This window comes from Tepidiphilus sp. J10 (genome assembly GCF_006980785.1).
Lineage (GTDB): Bacteria > Pseudomonadota > Gammaproteobacteria > Burkholderiales > Rhodocyclaceae > Tepidiphilus > Tepidiphilus olei.
The window spans coordinates 902768-922408 of the sequence record NZ_SBHP01000001.1; the positions used below are offsets into that span (position 1 = coordinate 902768).

Below are 19641 nucleotides of genomic sequence, written 5' to 3' on the forward strand. Positions count from 1 at the left end.
GACGATGAATGCCGTCATTTTTGAAACCGTTGTCACTGAAGAGCATGAACTGCACTGTACCTTGCCAGCCTCATTGCCCACCGGCTGCCGTTTGCGCGTGGTCATCGAACCCATCCCGGAACAGTCGCCGGCGCAAGGCGAATCTGTTCGGGCGCTGACGGGCGACGATCTTGTCGACCACTACCAGCCCAAAACCGAATTGGGCCAGATCATCATCGAAGCGCGCCGCGCCTATATCGAAAGCGGAGGAAAGCCGATGTCCTGGGACGAAATCAATGCCGAGGTGCGTGAACGTCGAGGAGGGCTTGCCGATGATTAAGCGCAGCTATATCGATGCCAATGTACTCATCGCGGCTTGGAAGGGTAACGATGAAGCCGGCTCGGCTGCGCTGGCGGTGCTCGATGATAGGGAACGAACTCTGTTGGTCAGCGATGCGCTGTGGCTGGAGGTGATGCCCAAGGCCATCTACGAGAAAAACCATGGCGAAATTGCCTTCTACCGGAGTGTCTTCGAACGTGCTGAACATCACCATTGGCGGCTCGATGTGCTGCACCATGCCCAAACGCTGGCGCAACGCTACGGCATCGCGGCCATGGATGCAATTCATGTGGCCACCGCCCTGGCAGCAGGCGCGAATGAGTTCATCAGCGGGGAGAAGCCAAGCAAGCCGATGTTCCGCGTCAGTGAAATACCCGTCATTACTTTACGGGGCCAAACATCATGACCGCCTTCCTGCGCCTGCTGGCCGAAGACGACAAAGCCGCCGCCTTGCAACAGGTGTGCGCCCGCCTGCGGCGGGGCGAGACCGATGCGCGCCTGTTCGAGGTTGCGCCGGAGGCGTTCGATGCCGTGCCTGGGAAGCCCTTTGCCTATTGGGTGAGCGATGCCGTGCGAAATTCGTTTATGAAGTTTCCTGCTGTTGAAAAAAACACGCTTGTAACAAGTGGAACAGGAACACTCGACGATTTCAGGTTTTTGCGCTGTTGGTGGGAGATTAAAGGTAGCGAGCGATGGTTTCCATTCGCAAAAGGCGGGGCTTTTTCTCCAACCTACTATGACCACCATTTGCTCGTTAATTGGACAGTTGATGGTAGTGAAATGAAGGCTTGGATAATATTTCGCTATGGCGGAGGGCATTGGGCAAGAAATATCCGTTCAACTGAGCACTACTTCCGCCCCGGGCTGACGTGGCCGCGACGCACGACTAGCGGCCTCAGCATGCGCGTCATGCCCGCCGGCTGCATTTTTGCCGACAAAGGCCCGGCGGCCTTCGTCGCTGGCGATGACCCTGGAGAACTGCTGGCGCTATGCGCTTTGCTCAACAGCAGCGCCTTTGGCCTGCTGGTCTCGCTGCAAACGGCTGCCGCCGACGCCGCCGCCCGATCTTACGAAGTCGGCCTGATCCAGCAAACCCCCGTCCCCAACCTGACTGCCGAGAATCAAACCCGTCTGGCCACCCTCGCCCGCCGCGCCTGGTCGCTCAAGCGCACGCTGGATACCATCGAAGAAACCTCGCACGCCTTCCTCTTACCCGCCGCGCTGCGCGCGCGCCTCGGCGATTTCAACCCGCCGGCCATCGAGGCCGAACTTGCCCATATCCAGGCCGAGATCGACGCCATCGCGTTCGATCTCTATGGCTTCAGCGAATCCGACCGCGCCGCCGTGTTGGCGGCCCAAGGGGCAGCGGCTGAGGAAGCTGGTCAAGCCGAGGCAGACGACGAGCCGGACGACGAAGACATCGCCGCGCCCATCGACCTCAGCGATGGTCTCCTCTCCTGGGCCGTCGGCGTGGCCTTTGGCCGCTTCGACTGGCGCCTGGCCACCGGCGAGCGGGAGGTGCCGCCCGAGCCGGAACCCTTCGATCCCTTGCCCGCGAAAAGCCCCGGCATGTTGCCGGACGGCGCCGAACCTTTCCATGCCCATGCGGGCATTCTGGTGGACGACCCCGGGCACCCGCACGACCTGCCACGCTTGATCGAGGAAGTGCTCACCCGCGTCGATGTCGCCGTCCCGGACGAGGCGCGCCGCTGGCTACGGCGGGATTTCTTCGCCTTCCACCTGCGGCAATACAGCAAAAGCCGCCGCAAGGCGCCCATCTACTGGCCGCTTGCCACCGCCTCGGGCAGCTACACGCTGTGGGTCTATTACCCCAGCCTTACCAGCCAGACGCTCTACACCGCCATCAACGACTTCGTCGAGCCCAAGCTCAAACAGGTGAGCAGCGAAGTGGCGGCGCTGCGCAGCAAGGGGGCTGCCCGCACGCGCGACGACGAAAAGCAGTTCGAAGCCCTGCAAGCCTTCGAGCTGGAGCTGATCGAACTGCGCGACACCTTGCTCGAGATCGCGCCGACCTACAAGCCCCATCACGACGACGGCGTGCAGATCAGCGCAGCGCCGCTCTGGCCGCTGTTCCGCCACAAACCCTGGCAGAAGGTGCTCAAGGAGACTTGGAAAAAGCTCGAAAAAGGCGACTACGACTGGGCGCATTTGGCCATGAACTACTGGCCGGAGCGCGTGCACGAAAAGTGCAAGACAGACAAGAGTTTGGCGATCGCGCATGGTCTGGAGCATCTCTACATCGAACCGGCGGCCAAACCCAAAAAGGCGCGTGGCAGGAAGGCAAAGGACGATTGATGTCAGTTCACTACCACCTTGGGCGGTTTCCACCAGCGCAACTGGATTGGTCAACGCTGATTCCGCTGCTGGGGCCGACGGCCGCTGCCGTCGCGCGCTACGACGGCACGCTGGCGGCAATTCCCAACGCGGCGGTGCTGCTTTCTCCACTGACAACGCAAGAAGCGGTGCTGTCCTCGCGCATCGAAGGTACCCAAGCCACCATGGGTGAGGTACTGACGTTCGAGGCTCGGGGCGATTCGCCCGGTCTGAGCGAGGAACGCCGCAATGACATTCGTGAAGTGCTGAACTACCGGGCGGCAATGCGCATGGCCGAGAAGATGCTGGCCGATGTCCCGCTCTCACAGCGCGTGATCCGCGAAGCACACAAGGTGTTGCTGGACGGCGTACGCGGGCAGGGCAAGGCGCCTGGCGAGTACCGTCGCCTCCCGAACTGGATCGGTCCGGCCGGTTGTACCGTTGAACAAGCCCGATTCGTGCCGATTTCCGCTGACAAACTGCCCGACGCCATGAGCGCTTGGGAGCGCTATCTGCATGCCGATGCCCCCGACCGGCTGGTGCAACTGGCGATCGTGCATGCCGAATTCGAGGCGCTGCACCCCTTTCTGGATGGCAATGGCCGCTTGGGGCGCATGCTGGTGCCGCTGTTTCTGTGGCAGAACGGGCTGATTCAACGCCCGATGTTTTATCTGAGCGCCTTTCTGGAGGCGCACCGAGACGAGTATTACGAGCGCCTGTTAGCCGTTTCACGTGATGACGATTGGACCGGCTGGTGCCGCTTCTTTCTTGACGCGATCAAGGCCCAAGCCGAGGAAAATCAACAAAAGGCCGCGGCGATCCTGGACCTGTATGAGCGCATGAAACGGGAGGTTGTCGATCTCACCCGCTCCCAATATGCGATTCACGCTCTGGATTGGATCTTCGAACGGCCGATTTTCAGAAGCTCGGATTTCGTGGCCAGCGCGGGCATCCCCGAACCGACGGCCAAACGCATCGTGCCTGCCTTGCGGGAGTCCGGCATCCTGCGCATCCTGGTGGAGGCCAGTGGTCGACGAGCGGCCACGCTGTGCTTCCCGGCGTTGCTCAACATCGCCGAAGGGCGGGAGGTGTTTTGAGGCTCATGAAATGGCCGAAAACACATTTGTGGCTCACGATACGCAGCTTCACGATCCGCAAACCGGGTTGCAGAGCGCCAGTGAGCCACAACACATAGCATCGAGGTGCAGATGAACATTGCTGAATTCATTCGCGAGTCCGTATTGCGGCCCCGCTTGAAGCAAGCGGGCGTGCTGGTGGTGTACGACGCCGACGGGCGCTACCGCGATTTGTGCTTCGATCTGGCAAGCGATGAGGTGCGCGTCATCGATGCGTCGATCAGCAGCATCGAAAGCCGTGAGGCGGCGCTCATGGCGCTGCGCGAGCTTGGGCAGCCCAAGGCGTCGCTCGCGGGCGTGTTGATCTATGTGCCGGCCAAGCGCCCGGAAACCGATGAGCAAAAACAAGTGGATCCATTCGCCCTGTACGCAGCATGCGGCGCGGTGTTTCCGCAAGATGATGGCGACGAGTATCTGAGCCTGTGCCTGCGCGCCAGGCCGGATCATGCGACCGAAATCCGGCAGGTGTTTGCCACATCTCCCTCTGGTCCGACTTTCGCGGTGATCGACGCGATTGGCGGCGGTGTGAGCTGGCCCCAGTTACGCGCCGCGTTGCAGGTGGAGTCGGGGCGTGAGATTCTGGCCGCGCTGCTGGCGCCGACGTCTCGCCAGGCCGAGGCGCTCAAGGCGCAGGAGGGGTGGGTGGATGAGGCGCGTGCCTTCCTGCGCGCCACCTTGGGCCTGAACGTGCAGACACGCGGCAAGACGTGGTCTGCGCTGGCGGATGAACTGTGGCGTTACGTGCTGTTCAGCGAGTTTGTGTTCGATTTGCCCGTGGCGCTGCCGGACACCCTGAAGAGCGTGCCGCATGCGCCGATGGAAGCCAGGCCCATCATCGAGGAGGTGTGCGATCGTCTGCGCACCGATCCCAAGACGCATGCGCTCTATATCGAGCGTGCGGAAACCATTGAGGCCGAGCTCAATTTGACCGAACTGTGCAGGGGCATTGAAGACCTGGGCGAGCGTGACACTTTCCCGTTCGAGGAGCGAACGTTCCTGCGCACGGCGATCAAGGGCCTCGTCGCCGGTGATACCGACGCCACCCGCCAGGTATTGGTCCGTCGCAAGAATTCGGTATGGCTAGGCAAAGGGGAAAGCCAGGCGCAGTGGGAGTTGCTTCGCTGTGGCTTGAGTCTGGTCGAGGCTTGCGATGATTTCGAGCGCCAGCTACCGAATCACATCCGTTCGCAAGCAGAACTGATCGATTTTTACCTGGGCAGCCTACGCGAAGTTGATCGCCTGCAACGTGAATTTGAGCAGGCGGCGGGTGACTTCCTCGACCCGCATGGTTTGATGCAGGAAGTGATCAGCCAAGCTCGGGCGCGCTATCGGCGTCTGGCGGAAAAGGTTCAGGACGTGTTTGTGAAACACCTCGAGACTGCGGGCTGGCCGCCCAATGGACGCCTGGCCAATGCCGAGGTGTTTGACCGCCTCGTGGCGGATCGCCTCAAGGAAAGCGGCCGTAAGCTGGCCTACCTGATGGTGGACGCCCTGCGCTATGAGTTGGGCGTGGCGCTGGAAAAATTGCTGGCGGAGGACGGCCCCGTCGAGCTGCAGGCGGCCTATGCGCAGTTGCCGACCATCACGCCGGTGGGTATGGCGAGCTTGCTGCCAGGCGCCCGCACGGGGCTGACGCTGGAGCTGGCGAACGATTCCCTGGTGCCGAAGCTGGACGGGGCGCCGGTGAGCACTGTTGCGCAGCGCATGGCCGTCTTGAGCAAGAAGTATGGCGATCGCTTCGCTGAAATGCCGCTCAACGATTTTGTCCGTGGCAGGCCCAAGATCGCCGAAACCGTCGATCTGCTGGTGCTGCGTTCCACGGAAATCGACAGCCAATTGGAGAGCAACGCCGAAACGACGCTCGGGTTGATTCCGAACATGCTCAAGCAGATTCGTGTGGCGCTACATAAGTTGCGCGGCATGGGCTTCAAGGAAGCGGTGATCGTTACGGATCATGGTTTCTTCCTCAACGCACACGCGGAGGCGGGCGATGTGTGCGTCAAACCGACAGGGAAGTGGCCCGTCAATGCCCACGATCGCCTATTGCTAGGCGACGGCAGCGCCGATGCGCACAGCCTGGTCGTCAGCGCCGAAAAGGTCGGCATTCGGGGTGATTTCGCTCAGGTGGCACTGCCGCGCAGCATGGCGCCGTATCGCTCGGGGCATTTGTATTTTCACGGCGGGGCATCGCTGGCCGAGGCCGTCGTGCCGGTACTGGTGGCCAGGCTGGACACCACCGCCCATGCGGATCTCCGCAAGGTGGTGGTGGAGCTGAACTACAAGAACGGCGCCAAACGCATCACGACGCGCTTGCCGGTCATCGAAGTGATCCTGGGAAACGACGATCTGTTCTCGCAAGACATGAGCCTCGAGATTCTGTTGGAGGCCCAAGACAGCAGAGGCAATGTGGTGGGAGAGCCGCGCCCAGGTGGTGATGTAGACCCCGCGACCAAAACCGTGACCCTGATGCCCGGCCAGCGCAAACAGATTGCACTGCGCATGGATGATGAGTTTAGAGGCAAATTCAAGGTGGTGGCGCTCAACCCCACGACCCTGGCGGCCTACAGCCATCTCACGCTCGAGACCGACTATACGGAATGAACCCCATGGACGAACTCGACCAAAAACTCAACGCCGCATTCGATGGCAAGGTGCTGCGTAAGGACCTGCTGCACCGGATCAAAAAGGGTACCAACGTCCCGACGTTCGTTCTGGAGTTCCTGCTGGCCAAGTATTGCGCCAGCAGTGACGAGGCCGAGATTCAAGCGGGCCTGGAAGCCGTTTTATCCACCCTGCAGGAAAACTACGTGCGCCCGGACGAAGCCAACGCAGCCCAGTCGAAGGTGGCGACCAAAGGTAAGCACCGCTTCATCGATAAAGTTCATGTTCGCTACGTTGAAAAGGAAAAGCGCCACTGGGCAGCATTGGAAAATTTCAACTCGCAACGTATCGCCATCGCGGAAAAGTTCTATCGCGACAATGATCGCTTGCTGGAAGGCGGCATTTGGGCCGAAGTCACCCTGGCGCACAACGATATCGACGAAGACGACTATGCGTTTTACATCGAAGATCTGCGCCCGATCCAATTGACCCGTTTCGACTTCGACCGCTATGCAGAGGGGCGCGCGGCATTCACGCGCGATGAATGGCTCGCGGCGGTGTTGCGCTCCGTGGGGCTGGAGCCTAGCAAGCTCTCGAAGCGTGTGCAGATGCACTACATTGCCCGCTTGGCTGCGCTGGTAGAGCCCAATTACAACTACATCGAGCTGGGCCCGCGCGGCACCGGCAAATCGTACTTTTTCAGCGAGTTTTCGCCCTACGCCACGCTGATCTCGGGCGGCCAAGCGACCAAGGCCACGCTGTTCTACAACAACGCGCGCCGCAAGGTGGGCCTGGTCGGCTTTTGGGACACGGTCGCGTTTGACGAAGTGGGCGGAATCAAGGTCAAAGACCCCGACACCATCCAGATCATGAAGGACTTCATGGCCAACGGGCGCTTTTCGCGCGGCGTCGAAGTGATCGCCGACGCCAGCCTGAGTTTCGTTGGCAATATCGATATGTCGATCGAGCAGCTGGTCAATTCGAACGAGCACGACCTGTTTCAGCCCTTGCCGCCAGAACTGGACTTGGCGGTGATGGACCGTTTTGCCGCCTATATTCCAGGCTGGGAAATGCCCAAGAACAGCAGCGAATTTCTGACCAATCATTACGGCTTCATCACCGACTACCTGGCCGAGGCCTTTCACTACCAGTTCAAGCACACGAATCGGTACGAGGAAGTGAGCAAGCGCATCCGGCTTGGCAAATCCGTCGAGGGGCGCGATGAAAAAGGCATCAAGAAGACCGTCTGCGCGTTCTTGAAAATCTTGCATCCGAACGGGCCGCCGACGGACGACGAGTTCGAAGAGTATGTGGCCTACGCCATCGAGTACCGCCGCCGCGTCAAGGAGCAGATGAACAAGCGCAAACCGGACGACGAGTTCGCCCGGATTAATCTGTCCTACTTCAAGGCTAGCGGTGAGGAAGTAGTAGTTTTCTGCCCCGAGTCGAAGGACGCGCTCGCAACGCAAGAGCCGGCGCGCCGTCGTTTGCGTCAGACGGATGAGCGGCCTGCCGAGGCGGTCGAGGTTCAACCTGCTGCTGCATATTCTCCAGCCGTGCCGACGCCGCCGTCACCGGCCGAGCTCAGGGAACAGCACTTCACCATCCTCTATGGCGACACTGGCTATAGCTATGATTCAATCATAGGACCGTATCTACGAGGTGCGAAGTCGGTCGTCATCGAAGATCCTTACATCCGGCTACAGCATCAGATTCAGAACTTCGTGCGCTTTTGCGAGACCGTTGTCAAGGCTGGGACGGTGAAGAAGATAAGCCTGACCACCGGATATGATGACAAGATCCAGTTGGCCACCATTACAGAGAAGCTCGATGAGCTGAGGCAAAGCCTTTTGGAATTAGATATCGAGCTAGAGGTACAGTTCAACCCGAATATGCATGATCGGGAGATTCGTATCGACAACGGTTGGGTGATCAAAATTGGCCGAGGACTGGATTTTTTCCAGAAGCCGGGAGGCTGGTTCGAGGTGGGTGTGCACGATCTGAGTTTGCGAAAGTGCCTTGAAACGAAAGTGGATATTTTTCGGATCTGAGGCGGGGAAAAGAGCGAAACCTACCTTTAGGTAAGCTCCCCCTTTTTTCACTGCATGAGGACGATCGGATGAAGGTGCTGGTGACCGGCGCGGCCGGCTATATCGGCTCGCACACCTGCGTGGAACTCCTGGCGGTGGGCCACGAGGTGGTGGCGCTCGACAATTTCTCCAACAGCCACCCCGAGGCGCTCGCGCGCGTGGCGGAACTGGCCGGGCGCGCGCCGACGGTGATCGAGGCCGACGTGCGCGACTGCGACACGCTCGTGCGCGTGCTCGAGCGGCACGGCTGCACGGCGGTGATCCACTTCGCCGGCTTGAAGGCCGTGGGCGAATCGGTGGCGCAGCCGCTTGCCTATTACGACAACAACGTGCTCGGTACCCTGCGTCTGCTGGAGGCGATGCAGGCGTGCGGCGTGAAGACGCTCGTCTTCAGCTCCTCGGCCACGGTCTATGGTGAGCCGCAGCGTCTGCCGCTCACCGAAGATCACCCCTTGAGCGCCACCAACCCGTACGGCCGCACCAAGCTGGTGGTCGAAGAGATGCTGCGCGACCTCTTCCGCGCCCAACCCGACTGGCGCATCGCCCTGTTGCGCTATTTCAACCCCGTAGGAGCGCATCCTTCTGGGCGCATCGGCGAGGATCCGGGCGGCGTGCCCAACAACCTCATGCCCTATGTGGCCCAGGTGGCGGTGGGGCGGTTGCCGAAACTGCGCGTCTTTGGCAACGACTACCCCACGCCCGACGGCACGGGGGTGCGCGATTACCTGCACGTGGTCGACCTGGCGCTGGGGCACTTGGCGGCGCTGCGCACGCTCGCCGCCGAACCGCCGCAATGCCTGGCGGTGAACCTCGGGACGGGCCGGGGCCATAGCGTGCTCGAGCTCGTGCGCGCCTTCGAGCAGGCGAGCGGCCGCACGATCCCTTACGAGATCGTTCCACGCCGCCCCGGCGACGTCGCCGCCTGCTGGGCCGACCCGAGCCTGGCAGCCGAACGTCTCGGTTGGCGCGCTACGCGCGGGCTCGACGAGATGTGCCGCGACGCCTGGCGCTGGCAGCAAGCCAACCCTCATGGCTATGCGAAGACCGGAGGATAAAGGGATTCATATGGCAAGCCTTTGATGTTTTATATAAAACGCATGACGTGCGGGGTAGAATCGCACGATCTCCCTTCCCATTTCATGGATCATGAGCGCGAACGACCGTATCCTCAATGCCCAGCTGCGCGGCAAGATCATGTCGGCCGACGAGGCCGCGGCCCTGATTCCTTCCGGCGTGAACGTCGGCATGAGCGGATTCACCGGCGCCGGTTACCCCAAAGTGGTGCCCGCGGCGCTGGCCAAGCGCATCCTCGACGCGAACCTGCGCGGACAGCGTTTCAAGATCAGCGTATGGACCGGCGCCTCCACCGCCCCCGAGCTCGACGGGGCGCTGGCCATGGTCGATGGCATCGAAATGCGCCTGCCCTACCAGTCCGACCCCACCTGCCGCAAGCGCATCAACGCCGGCGAGATGGAGTACATCGACATACACCTCTCGCACGTGGCGCAATTCGTCTGGGGCGGGTTCCTCGGCAAGCTTGACATCGCCGTGGTCGAGGTGGCGGGCATCACCGAAGACGGCCTGCTGATTCCTTCATCCTCGGTGGGCAACAACAAGACCTGGCTCGACCAGGCCGACAAGATCATCCTCGAGGTCAATGCCTGGCAGAATCCCGCGCTCGAGGGCATGCACGACATCTACTATGGCACGGCGCTGCCGCCGCACCGCAAGCCCATTCCCATCCTCAAGGCGGCCGACCGCATCGGCATTCCCTACTACCGCGTCGATCTCGACAAGGTGATCGCGGTGGTGGAAACCAATCATCCCGACCGCAACACGCCCTTCTCCCCGCCCGACGAGAATTCGCGCCGCATCGCCGGCCACATCCTCGAATTCCTGCAACACGAGGTGAAAAAGGGGCGCCTGCCGGAAAACCTCCTGCCGCTGCAATCGGGCGTGGGCAACGTGGCGAACGCCGTGATGGCGGGGCTGCGCGACGGTCCCTTCGAGAATCTCACCGCCTACACGGAGGTGCTGCAAGACGGCATGCTCGAGCTGATCCGCTGCGGCAAGCTCACCTGCGCCTCGGCCACTTCCTTCTCCCTCAGCCCGGATGCGCTCACCGAGCTCAACGCCAACCTGAAAGACTTCAAGAACAAGATCCTGCTGCGGCCGCAGGAGATCTCGAACCACCCCGAAGTCATCCGGCGCCTGGGCGTCATCGCCATGAACGGGCTGATCGAGGCCGACATCTACGGCAACGTCAACTCGACCCACATCATGGGCACCTCGATCATGAACGGCATCGGCGGCTCGGGCGACTTCGCGCGCAACGCCTTCATCTCGATCTTCATGACGCCTTCGAGCGCCAAGGGCGGCACCATCTCCTGCATCGTGCCCATGGCCTCGCACGTGGATCACACCGAGCACGACGTACAGGTGATCGTCACCGAGCAGGGCCTGGCCGACCTGCGCGGGCTCTCGCCCAAGCAGCGCGCCCGCGTCATCATCGAGAACTGCGCCCACCCCAACTTCAAGCCGGCGCTGCGCGAATACTTCGAGCGGGCACTGCGCTATTCGCCGGGCAAGCACACGCCGCACCTGCTCGACGAAGCCTTCACCTTCCTGCCCAACTGGATGGCGAACAAGGCCGCGCGCGAAGCCTGGCGCGACGATTCGCTGGTGCAGGCCGACGCCTGGCGCAAGTAAGGGAGCGCCCCGCCCGCGACGATTTCTTCACGAGATCTCGGTTGCCGCAACGGGGCCTCGAAGGGGCATCGCCTGCTCCGGCCGGAGGATGGCGAGCCGCGGCGCGATGCGGCGGTGCCGCGCGAGGCGCAAGAGCGCCTTGTCGCGGGTGAGGAGAAGCGGCGCGTAGGCGAGCGCGCAGACGAGGAATTTCTGGTCGTCGGGATCGCGGCAGCGCGCCGGGGCCTCCAGCTCGGGAAGAGGCAGCTCGCGCCGCAGCGCCGCGTAGGCGGTGCGCGCGGCGGCGGCGCGCTGGGGGTCGAACCCCTCGCGCGCGAGCACGCAGTGCCATTCGGCGATCATCGGCGGGGTGGCGACCGGGACGAGCCGGCCGCTAGCGAGCGCCGCAGCGAGCGGCGAAAGCGCAGGGTCCTCGAAGTACCACAGCGCGAGTGCGGCGTTGGTGTCGAGCACCACCGCCGTCGCACCGACGGCGGTGGGGTTGCTTGCATCGTTCAGATGCGCACCTTGACGTAGGAGCCGGGAGCGTCCTCGATCACCGGGAGCTTCCCTTGGGCCGGGTCGCGCGCCGGCACGCGCGTGTCGTCCTGCGCCGCCAGCCATTCATTCCAGTTGGGCCACCACGAACCGGGGTGATGTTCGGCGCCGCGCAGCCATTCTTCCGGATCCTCGGGCAGCGGCGTGACCGGGTTGGTCCAGTAACCGTACTTGTTCGCCGAGGGTGGGTTGACGATGCCGGCGATGTGGCCCGAGCCGCCGAGCACGAAGCGCACCGGCGCGCCCGTGAGCCGGCGGGCACCCTTGTACGTGGTGCGCCACGGGGCGATGTGGTCCTCGACCGTGGAGATGAAATAGCACGGGTGCTTGATCTTGCCCAGGTCGATCGGTGTGCCGAGGATCTCGATTCCGCCCGGTTCGACGAGTTTGTTCTCGATGTACATCTTGCGCAGATAGAAACTGTGCATCGCCGCGGGCATGCGGGTGGAGTCGGAGTTCCAGTACAGCAGATCGAAGGGGAAAGGTTCCTTGCCGAGCAGGTAGTTATTGACCACGAAGGACCAGATGAGGTCGTTGGCGCGCAGCATGTTGAAGGTGGTGGCCATCTCCGAGCCTTCGAGGTAGCCGCGCTCCTGCATCTTCTTCTCCAGCATCGCCACGGTTTCGGGCGTGGTGAATACGCCCAGTTCGCCGGGTTCGGAGAAATCGATGAGAGTGGTGAGGAAGGTGGTCGAGCCGAGGCGCTTTTGCCGTTTGCCCGCCAGGCAGGCGGCCGTGGTGGCGAGCAGGGTGCCGCCCAGGCAGTAGCCGGCGGCATTGACGACGCGCTCTCCGGTCTGCTCCTCGATGGCGTCGAGCGCGGCGAGCACGCCTTTTTGCACGTAGTCTTCGAAAGTGGCCTGGGCGAGGCGCTCGTCGGGGTTCACCCAGGAGAGGATGAACACCGTGTGCCCCTGATCGACCAGCCATTTGACGAGTGAATTCTGCGGCCGCAGGTCGAGGATGTAGTACTTGTTGATCCAGGGCGGCACGATGAGGAGCGGCCGCTTGTAGACCGTCTCGGTGGTGGGGGTGTACTGGATGAGCTGCATGAGCTCGGTTTGGTATACCACCTTGCCCGGGGTGGTGGCGATGTTCTTGCCCAGCTCGAAAGCGGTGGTGTCGGTCATGCGGATGCGCAGCTGGCCGTGCCCTTCCTCGAGATCGCGCAGGAGATTCTTCAGCCCCCGGACGAGGTTCTGGCCATGGGTGCGCAGGGTCTCGCGGAAGACCTCGGGGTTGGTGAGGGCGAAATTCGACGGCGAGAGGGCATCGATGAAGTTGCGGGTGAAGAACTCGATGCGCTTCTTCGTGCGCTCGTCGGTGCCTTTGATGTCGCTGACCACTTCGTGGATGCGCCGCGCGGCGATGAGGTAGGACTGTTTGATGTAGTCGAAGAGGAAGTGCTCTTCCCAGTCCGGGTCCTTGAAGCGGCGGTCACCTTTCTCCGGCTCGACCACCGGCGGCGCCTTCATGCCCATGAGCTTGAGCATGGAGCGCTGCCACAGGGTGAAGTAGTCCCACATCAGGTTCATTTGCGCCTGGGCGAGACGGTAGGGGTTGGCGAGCAGCCGCGCCATCATCTCCATGTAGGTCTGGGCGATGCCGACTTCGTCGCTGGGAGGCTGGATTCCTTCTTTGAGCTGCTTGCGCATGGTCTCGCCGAGCAGGCGGGCGGCACGTTCGGCCACCTCGGCGTAGATCTTTGCCATTTCCTGCGGATCGGGGAGCTCGGGGGCGGCCGGGGGTGGGGCGGCCGGTTTTTGCGTCGGGGTCTGGGTCTCGCTCATCTTCATTCCCTTGGTGTTCATTCTCGTTCAGTGGGTCGGGCCCGTGCGCACGAAACGCTGTTGGCCATCGTGGCCGAGCAGCCGCTCGGCACGTCCGAGCGCGACCAGATGGTTGAGGTGGGCGAGCGCCTCGCCGAGCGCGAACACGACCTGGTGCGTGTCGAGCGCGCGGGAAAAGAGCGTCGGGATCACCTCGGCCGCCGTCTTCGGCGCGTCCAGCGCGGCTTCGAGTACCGCCAGGCGCTCTTCGTGATGGGCACGCAGCTGGGCGATGCGCGCGTGCAGGCCGACGAACGGCAGTCCGTGCGATGGTAGCACAAGGGTATCTTCCGGCAAGTGCTCGAATCTCCCCAGGGAACGCAGAAAGTCGGCGAGCGGATCGTCTTCGGGCGAGACGGCCCAAACCCCGACGTTGGTGGAAATCTTGGGCAGCAGCATGTCGCCGGAGATGAGCAGCTTCTGCGAGGGGCAGTAGAGGGCGACGTGCTCGGGCGAATGGCCGCAGCCGGTGATCACCCGCCAGGTGCGACCGCCGATGACCAGCTCGTCGCCATCGTGCAGGCGATGGAGGCGCTCGGGCAGACGTGGGGCGCCGCGGCGGTAGGCGTTGCCGCGCGCTTCCAGGGCCGTCGCGCGTTCTTCGTCGAGGCCGTTTGCGCGGAAGAGGGAGAGCATGGCCTCGACCGAATGACCGGCGACGCCGTGCCAGACGGCATGGCCGGTGAGGAATTCGGAATGGCTCATCCACAGTTCCAGCCGCCATTCGCGCATGAGCCAGTCGGCCAGGCCGAAGTGGTCGGGGTGGAAGTGGGTGACGATGAGGCGCGAGGGCAGGCGCAGGCGCAGTGCTTCGCGCCAGGCCGCTTGCACCTGCGGCGAGGCAAACCCCGTGTCGACGAGGGCGACCTGGTTCTCGGCGTCGTCGATCAGCCACAGGTTGATGTGATCGAGCGCAAACGGCAGCGGCATGCGCAGCCAGTGCACGCCGGGGGCGACCGTGGCCACTCGCCCGAGCTCGGGCGTGGCGGGGTGCGGATAGCTGAGTTCGGCTTGCATGTGGTAATGTTCCGTTGACGTCAACGGAAACCAGTCTACCGGAAAAACGACGAGGCGAGGATGAGCCGGAAAGAGGAATTTTTTACCATTTCGGATCTGGCGCGGGAATTCGGCATCACGCCGCGCACGATCCGCTACTACGAAGATCAGGGGCTGCTGCAGCCGCGCCGCGAAGGGAGGATGCGTATCTACGGTCGCGCCGACCGGGCCCGCCTCAAGCTCACGCTGCGCGGCAAACGTCTGGGGCTGTCGCTTGCGCAGATCAAGGAATTGATCGACATGTACGACGGGCGCCACGATTCGGCACCGCAACTGCGCCGTTTCCTCAGCGTGCTCGAGGAGCGGCGCCGGGCGCTGGAGCAGCAGCGCCGCGACATCGAGGCGGTGCTCGATGAGATCGGCATGCTCGAGCGCCAGTGCCTGAGCCTGCTGGGGCACGATGCCCAAGGGGCGGAGGCCGTGCGCCAGGAACTGCAGGCGCGCGTCGAAGCCGCCACCTGACGGGGGCTTTGCAAACGGTCCGGTTTGGTTTACGTTAACGTCAACGTCAACACCAAAGGAGGAGGAAGCATGGAGACGGTCGGGCTCGACTTTGGGCTGGGAGAAACACACGACCTGCTGCGCCAGACGCTGCAGTCGTTCTGCGCCCAGGAGATCGCGCCGCGGGCGGCGCAGATCGACCGCGACAACGCTTTTCCGCCGGATCTGTGGCGCAAGCTGGGGGAGCTCGGCCTGCACGGCATGACGGTGGCCGAAGAGTATGGCGGCAGCGCCATGGGTTATCTGGCGCACATCATCGCCATGGAGGAGATCTCGCGTGCGAGCGCCGCGGTGGGGCTCTCCTACGGGGCGCATTCCAACCTGTGCGTCAACCAGATCCACCGCAACGGCACCGAGGCGCAAAAGCGCAAATACCTGCCCAAGCTCGTCTCCGGCGAGTGGGTGGGGGCGCTGGCGATGAGCGAGCCCGAGGCCGGTTCCGACGTGGTGAGCATGAAACTGCGCGCCGAGAAAAAGGGCGATCGCTACGTGCTCAACGGCAGCAAGATGTGGATCACCAACGGCGGGGACGCCGACGTGCTGGTGGTCTATGCCAAGACCGATCCGGCGGCGGGCCCTCGCGGCATCACGGCTTTCATCGTCGAGAAGGGGATGAAGGGCTTTACCGCCGGCAACAAGCTCGACAAGCTCGGCATGCGCGGCTCGAACACCTATCCGCTCTTCTTCGAGAATTGCGAGGTGCCCGAGGAGAACGTGCTCGGCAAGGTCAACGAGGGGGTCAAGGTGCTCATGAGTGGGCTCGACTACGAGCGCGCCGTGCTCGCCGGCGGGCCGCTGGGGATCATGGCCGCGTGCATGGACGTGGTGCTGCCCTACGTGCATGAGCGGCGCCAGTTCAACCAGCCGATCGGCCGATTCCAGCTCATGGAAGGGAAAATCGCCGACATGTATACCACCTGGCAGGCTTGCCGTGCCTACGTCTATGCGGTGGGACAGGCGCTCGATCGTAGCGATCACAGCCGCAAGCTGCGCAAGGACTGCGCCGGGGTCATTCTCTATGCGGCGGAGAAGGCCACCTGGATGGCCGGCGAGGCGATCCAGGCGCTGGGCGGCAACGGCTACATCAACGACTATCCCACCGGGCGGCTGTGGCGCGACGCCAAGCTCTATGAGATTGGGGCGGGGACGTCCGAGATTCGCCGCATGCTCATCGGGCGCGAGCTCTTCGACGAGACGGCCTGATCGTTGACGTTGACGATACTACACGAGGAGAAAGATCGATGACGCAGGACAAACGGGCCGACGACGTGGTGATCGTCGGCGTGGCGCGCACGCCGATGGGGGGTTTTCTCGGAGATCTGGCCGACGTGCCGGCACCGCGCCTGGGCGCGGCGGCGATCGAGGCGGCGGTCGGCCGGGCCGGGATCTCCAAGGAAGCGATCGAAGAGGTGTTGATGGGCAACGTGCTGCAGGCCGGCGAAGGTCAGGCTCCGGCGCGGCAGGCGGCGCTGGGCGCCGGGCTGTCGACTTCGGTTGCCTGCACCACCGTGCACAAGGTATGCGGCTCCGGCATGAAGACGGTGATGCTCGCACACGACGCGCTCAAGGCGGGTTCCGTGGCGGTGGCGGTGGCCGGCGGCATGGAGTCGATGTCGAACGCTCCCTACCTGCTCCCCAAGGCCAGAGCCGGTCTGCGCCTGGGGCACGGCCAGCTGCTGGATCACATGTTCTACGACGGCCTGGAAGACGCCTACCAGAAAGGCCGGCTGATGGGGACGTTCGCCGAGGATGCGGCGCAGCACTACGGTTTCACCCGTGAGCAGCAGGACGCCTACGCCATCGCCTCGACCGAGCGCGCCCAGCGGGCGATCAAGGAAGGGGCGTTCTCCTGGGAGATCGTGCCGGTGAAAATCGCCGGGCGCGGCGGGGAGCGGGTGGTGGAGATCGACGAGCAGCCGCTCAAGGCGAAACTCGACAAGATCCCCACCTTGAAGCCGGCGTTTCGTGAGGGCGGCACCGTCACCGCGGCCAATTCCTCGTCCATCTCCGACGGGGCGGCAGCGCTGGTGCTCACCACCCGGGCCGAGGCCGAGCGCCTGGGCTGCACGCCGATCGCGCGCATCGTCGGGCACAGCACGTTCGCGCACGAGCCGGCGTGGTTCACCACGGCCCCGGTGGGCGCGATGAAGCGCCTCTTCGCGAAGACGGGCTGGGATCCTGCCGGCGTGGATTGCTTCGAGATCAACGAGGCGTTTGCCGTGGTGACCATGATCGCGATGAAGGAGCTGGGCCTGCCGCACGAGAAGGTCAACGTCCACGGCGGCGCCTGCGCCCTGGGGCATCCGATCGGGGCGTCCGGCGCGCGCATCCTCGTCACCCTCATCGGGGCGCTGCGGCGCACCGGCGGGCGGCGGGGCGTCGCGAGCCTGTGCATTGGCGGGGGTGAGGCCACGGCGATGGCGATCGAACTCGAAGGGGGCGTGGCTTGCGGTTGAGCCCCGTCGCCGGCGAGGCGACCTTGCCGGTCTATCTGAAGCTCGTCGCGGCGATGTTGAGCTGGGGCGGGACCTGGGTGGCCGGCCGGGTCGTGGCGCAGGCGGTGGGAACGCCGATCGCCGCGGCGGCGGCGCGTTTCACGCTCGCCGCGCTCGTGCTCGGAGCGGTGCTACTCGCCAAGGGAGAGCCGATCGGCGCGGGCTCGCTGCAGCGTGCCTGGCGGCCGATCTTGGGTCTGGCGCTCACCGGGGTCTTCTTCTACAACCTGTGCTTTTTTTACGGCTTGAAGCACGTCGAAGCCGGGCGGGGCGCGCTGGTGGTGGCCTTGAATCCGGTGGTGGTGGCGACGCTGGCGTGGTGGCTCGGTGGAGAGCGCGCCCGTCCGCCGGCGGTGCTCGGGGCCGTGCTCGCTTTCGTCGGCTGCCTCACGGTGATCGGCAACGGCGATCCGCTCGCGCTCCTTGCCGGTCGCATCGGGCTGGGTGAGGTGCTGCTGCTGGGCTGCGTCGTCTGCTGGACGGCCTATACCTTCGTGGGACGGCGCGCCACGCGCCTCGTCTCGGCGCTCGCGGCCACTTTCTGGTCCTGCACCTTCGGCGCCGTGCTGCTGTGGGCGGCGGCCTTTGCCGCCGGCGGCGTCGATTGGGCGCAGTGGAGCCCGGTGGTGTGGGCGGCGGTGGCTTTTCTCGGGGTCTTCGGCACGGCGATCGGCTTTACCTGGTACACCGACGCCGTGCGGGTGCTGGGAGCGGCGCGGGCGGCGATGTTCATCAATCTGGTGCCGGTGGCGGCGGTGCTGATGGCGGCGATCGCCTTGGGGGAGACTTTTGCGCCCTCGGTAGCGCTGGGGGGTGCCGCCGTGCTCGCCGGGGTGTGGCTGACGACGCGGCGTTGAACGAAAACGACGAACGAAAAAGGAGAGAGGATGATCCTGGATTCCGAACACGAACTGATCCGCGACACGATGCGCGCTTTCGCGCAGGAGCGGCTCGCTCCCTTCGCGGCGCGCTGGGACCGTGAGCACACTTTTCCCCGCGAGGCGCTACGGGAACTCGGCGAGCTCGGCGCCATGGGAGTGACGGTGCCCGTCGAATGGGGCGGGGCGGGGCTGGATTATCTGAGCCTCGTGCTGGCGATCGAAGAGATCGCCGCCGGCGACGGGGCGACCTCGACGGTGGTGTCGGTGCAGAATTCGCTGGTGTGCGGCATCACGCTCGCCTACGGTTCGGCCCAGCAGAAGCAGGAATGGCTGCCGCGGCTCGCGCGGGGCGAGGCGCTGGGCTGCTTTTGTCTCACCGAGCCGCACGTGGGATCCGACGCGTCGGCGATTCGCACCACCGCGGTGCGCGAGGGCGACTCCTGGGTGATCGACGGCGTCAAGCAGTTCATCACCACGGGCAAGAACGCCGACGTGGCGCTGGTGCTGGCGGTGACCGATCCGGCCGCGGGCAAGAAGGGGATTTCCTGTTTCCTCGTGCCCACCGACACGCCGGGCTATCTCGTCACGCGCCTCGAGGAGAAGATGGGGCAGCACGCGAGCGACACGGCGCAGATCACTTTCGAGCGCTGCCGCGTGCCGCTCGATGCCCTGGTGGGCGCCGAGGGGGAGGGCTACAAAATCGCCTTGTCGCAGCTCGAGGCCGGGCGCATCGGCATTGCCGCCCAGAGCGTGGGCATGGCGCGCGCGGCCTTCGAGGCGGCGCTGCGCTATGCGCATGAGCGCGAGGCTTTCGGCAAGCCGATTTTCGAGCACCAGGCGGTGCAGTTCAAGCTCGCCGACATGGCCACCCGGATCGAAGCGGCCCGCCAACTGGTGTGGCACGCCGCGAGCCTCAAGGATGCCGGCCGCCCTTGCCTGCAGGAAGCCTCGATGGCCAAGCTCTTTGCCTCCGAGATGGCCGAATGGGTGTGCTCGGCGGCGATCCAGATCCACGGGGGCTACGGCTACGTGAGCGATTTTCCGGTGGAGCGTATCTACCGCGACGTGCGCGTGTGCCAGATCTACGAGGGCACGAGCGAGATCCAGCGCCTGGTGATCGCTCGCGGCCTTTCGCTGTGAAAGAACGATCGAG

The 19641-nt window shown here is 63.9% G+C and carries 16 protein-coding genes; 13 read left to right on the forward strand and 3 right to left on the reverse strand.

All coding sequences use genetic code 11. The features are described 5' to 3' along the window. Nucleotides 1–4: 4 nt before the first annotated feature. The 8 genes from EPD81_RS04415 (at nucleotide 5) to EPD81_RS04450 (ending at nucleotide 11189) form a co-directional block, all read left to right on the forward strand. On the forward strand, nucleotides 5–319 hold the full coding sequence (locus tag EPD81_RS04415) for a hypothetical protein (protein ID WP_142804163.1): 315 nt from the start codon (nucleotides 5–7) through the stop codon (nucleotides 317–319). Next, nucleotides 312–725 carry a PIN domain-containing protein gene (locus EPD81_RS04420; RefSeq protein ID WP_169116167.1) on the forward strand — a complete coding sequence of 138 codons (414 nt, stop codon included), beginning with the start codon at nucleotides 312–314 and terminating at the stop codon, nucleotides 723–725. The genes EPD81_RS04415 and EPD81_RS04420 overlap by 8 nt, the downstream gene beginning before the upstream one ends. Further along, a complete protein-coding gene (locus EPD81_RS04425; RefSeq protein ID WP_142804165.1) occupies nucleotides 722–2635 on the forward strand; it encodes a type II restriction endonuclease subunit M in 1914 nt (637 codons plus the stop codon). The genes EPD81_RS04420 and EPD81_RS04425 overlap by 4 nt, the downstream gene beginning before the upstream one ends. Next, nucleotides 2635–3750, forward strand: a complete 1116-nt coding sequence (locus EPD81_RS04430) for a Fic family protein (protein WP_142804166.1) — start codon at nucleotides 2635–2637, stop codon at nucleotides 3748–3750. Before EPD81_RS04425 ends, EPD81_RS04430 begins: the two co-directional genes overlap by 1 nt. 111 nt (nucleotides 3751–3861) lie before the next feature. After that, nucleotides 3862–6390, forward strand: coding sequence for a PglZ domain-containing protein (locus EPD81_RS04435; RefSeq protein WP_142804167.1), 2529 nt, complete (start codon nucleotides 3862–3864; stop codon nucleotides 6388–6390). A 5-nt stretch (nucleotides 6391–6395) separates the two neighbouring features. Beyond that, nucleotides 6396–8441 carry a BREX system Lon protease-like protein BrxL gene (gene brxL / locus EPD81_RS04440; protein WP_142804168.1) on the forward strand — a complete coding sequence of 682 codons (2046 nt, stop codon included), beginning with the start codon at nucleotides 6396–6398 and terminating at the stop codon, nucleotides 8439–8441. A 68-nt stretch (nucleotides 8442–8509) separates the two neighbouring features. Further along, a complete protein-coding gene (gene galE, locus EPD81_RS04445; RefSeq protein ID WP_142804169.1) occupies nucleotides 8510–9535 on the forward strand; it encodes a UDP-glucose 4-epimerase GalE in 1026 nt (341 codons plus the stop codon). Nucleotides 9536–9626: 91 nt separating this feature from the next. Then, on the forward strand, nucleotides 9627–11189 hold the full coding sequence (locus tag EPD81_RS04450) for an acetyl-CoA hydrolase/transferase family protein (RefSeq protein ID WP_142804170.1): 1563 nt from the start codon (nucleotides 9627–9629) through the stop codon (nucleotides 11187–11189). A 27-nt stretch (nucleotides 11190–11216) separates the two neighbouring features. On the opposite strand, the gene EPD81_RS04455 is transcribed toward EPD81_RS04450, so the two are convergent. The 3 genes from EPD81_RS04455 to EPD81_RS04465 are packed head-to-tail and all read right to left on the reverse strand — an operon-like array spanning nucleotide 11217 to nucleotide 14572. Beyond that, entirely contained in the window at nucleotides 11217–11642 is a 426-nt protein-coding gene (locus EPD81_RS04455; RefSeq protein WP_198288998.1) for a putative toxin-antitoxin system toxin component, PIN family, read from the reverse strand. A gap of 41 nt (nucleotides 11643–11683) precedes the next feature. Beyond that, complete coding sequence (locus EPD81_RS04460) at nucleotides 11684–13516, reverse strand: alpha/beta hydrolase (RefSeq protein WP_142804171.1); 1833 nt, start codon at nucleotides 13514–13516, stop codon at nucleotides 11684–11686. A 27-nt stretch (nucleotides 13517–13543) separates the two neighbouring features. Then, nucleotides 13544–14572: an MBL fold metallo-hydrolase gene (locus EPD81_RS04465; protein WP_142804172.1), complete on the reverse strand. Its 1029-nt coding sequence runs from the start codon at nucleotides 14570–14572 to the stop codon at nucleotides 13544–13546. A gap of 60 nt (nucleotides 14573–14632) precedes the next feature. On the opposite strand from EPD81_RS04465, the gene EPD81_RS04470 reads away from it, so the two are divergent. The 5 genes from EPD81_RS04470 (at nucleotide 14633) to EPD81_RS04490 (ending at nucleotide 19628) form a co-directional block, all read left to right on the forward strand. Beyond that, entirely contained in the window at nucleotides 14633–15073 is a 441-nt protein-coding gene (locus tag EPD81_RS04470) for a MerR family DNA-binding transcriptional regulator (protein WP_142804173.1), read from the forward strand. Between the two features lie 69 nt (nucleotides 15074–15142). Beyond that, the gene (locus EPD81_RS04475; RefSeq protein WP_142804174.1) at nucleotides 15143–16315 is read left to right on the forward strand and encodes an isovaleryl-CoA dehydrogenase; all 1173 of its coding nucleotides are present in this window, start codon (nucleotides 15143–15145) and stop codon (nucleotides 16313–16315) included. Nucleotides 16316–16353: 38 nt separating this feature from the next. After that, nucleotides 16354–17568: an acetyl-CoA C-acyltransferase gene (locus EPD81_RS04480; protein WP_142804175.1), complete on the forward strand. Its 1215-nt coding sequence runs from the start codon at nucleotides 16354–16356 to the stop codon at nucleotides 17566–17568. Beyond that, complete coding sequence (locus EPD81_RS04485) at nucleotides 17559–18464, forward strand: DMT family transporter (RefSeq protein WP_142804176.1); 906 nt, start codon at nucleotides 17559–17561, stop codon at nucleotides 18462–18464. The genes EPD81_RS04480 and EPD81_RS04485 overlap by 10 nt, the downstream gene beginning before the upstream one ends. Before the next feature lie 30 nt (nucleotides 18465–18494). Further along, nucleotides 18495–19628, forward strand: coding sequence for an acyl-CoA dehydrogenase (locus tag EPD81_RS04490; RefSeq protein ID WP_142804177.1), 1134 nt, complete (start codon nucleotides 18495–18497; stop codon nucleotides 19626–19628). Nucleotides 19629–19641 lie beyond the last annotated feature (13 nt).

Excerpts from the sequence above, each read along its gene's own strand:
- EPD81_RS04415 (WP_142804163.1), top strand. The coding sequence starts at position 5 with ATGAATGCCGTCATTTTTGAAACCGTTGTCACTGAAGAGCATGAACTG.
- EPD81_RS04420 (WP_169116167.1), top strand. The coding sequence starts at position 312 with ATGATTAAGCGCAGCTATATCGATGCCAATGTACTCATCGCGGCTTGG.
- EPD81_RS04425 (WP_142804165.1), top strand. The coding sequence starts at position 722 with ATGACCGCCTTCCTGCGCCTGCTGGCCGAAGACGACAAAGCCGCCGCC.
- EPD81_RS04430 (WP_142804166.1), top strand. The coding sequence starts at position 2,635 with ATGTCAGTTCACTACCACCTTGGGCGGTTTCCACCAGCGCAACTGGAT.
- EPD81_RS04435 (WP_142804167.1), top strand. The coding sequence starts at position 3,862 with ATGAACATTGCTGAATTCATTCGCGAGTCCGTATTGCGGCCCCGCTTG.
- brxL (WP_142804168.1), top strand. The coding sequence starts at position 6,396 with ATGGACGAACTCGACCAAAAACTCAACGCCGCATTCGATGGCAAGGTG.
- galE (WP_142804169.1), top strand. The coding sequence starts at position 8,510 with ATGAAGGTGCTGGTGACCGGCGCGGCCGGCTATATCGGCTCGCACACC.
- EPD81_RS04450 (WP_142804170.1), top strand. The coding sequence starts at position 9,627 with ATGAGCGCGAACGACCGTATCCTCAATGCCCAGCTGCGCGGCAAGATC.
- EPD81_RS04460 (WP_142804171.1), bottom strand. The coding sequence starts at position 13,516 with ATGAGCGAGACCCAGACCCCGACGCAAAAACCGGCCGCCCCACCCCCG.
- EPD81_RS04465 (WP_142804172.1), bottom strand. The coding sequence starts at position 14,572 with ATGCAAGCCGAACTCAGCTATCCGCACCCCGCCACGCCCGAGCTCGGG.
- EPD81_RS04470 (WP_142804173.1), top strand. The coding sequence starts at position 14,633 with ATGAGCCGGAAAGAGGAATTTTTTACCATTTCGGATCTGGCGCGGGAA.
- EPD81_RS04475 (WP_142804174.1), top strand. The coding sequence starts at position 15,143 with ATGGAGACGGTCGGGCTCGACTTTGGGCTGGGAGAAACACACGACCTG.
- EPD81_RS04480 (WP_142804175.1), top strand. The coding sequence starts at position 16,354 with ATGACGCAGGACAAACGGGCCGACGACGTGGTGATCGTCGGCGTGGCG.
- EPD81_RS04490 (WP_142804177.1), top strand. The coding sequence starts at position 18,495 with ATGATCCTGGATTCCGAACACGAACTGATCCGCGACACGATGCGCGCT.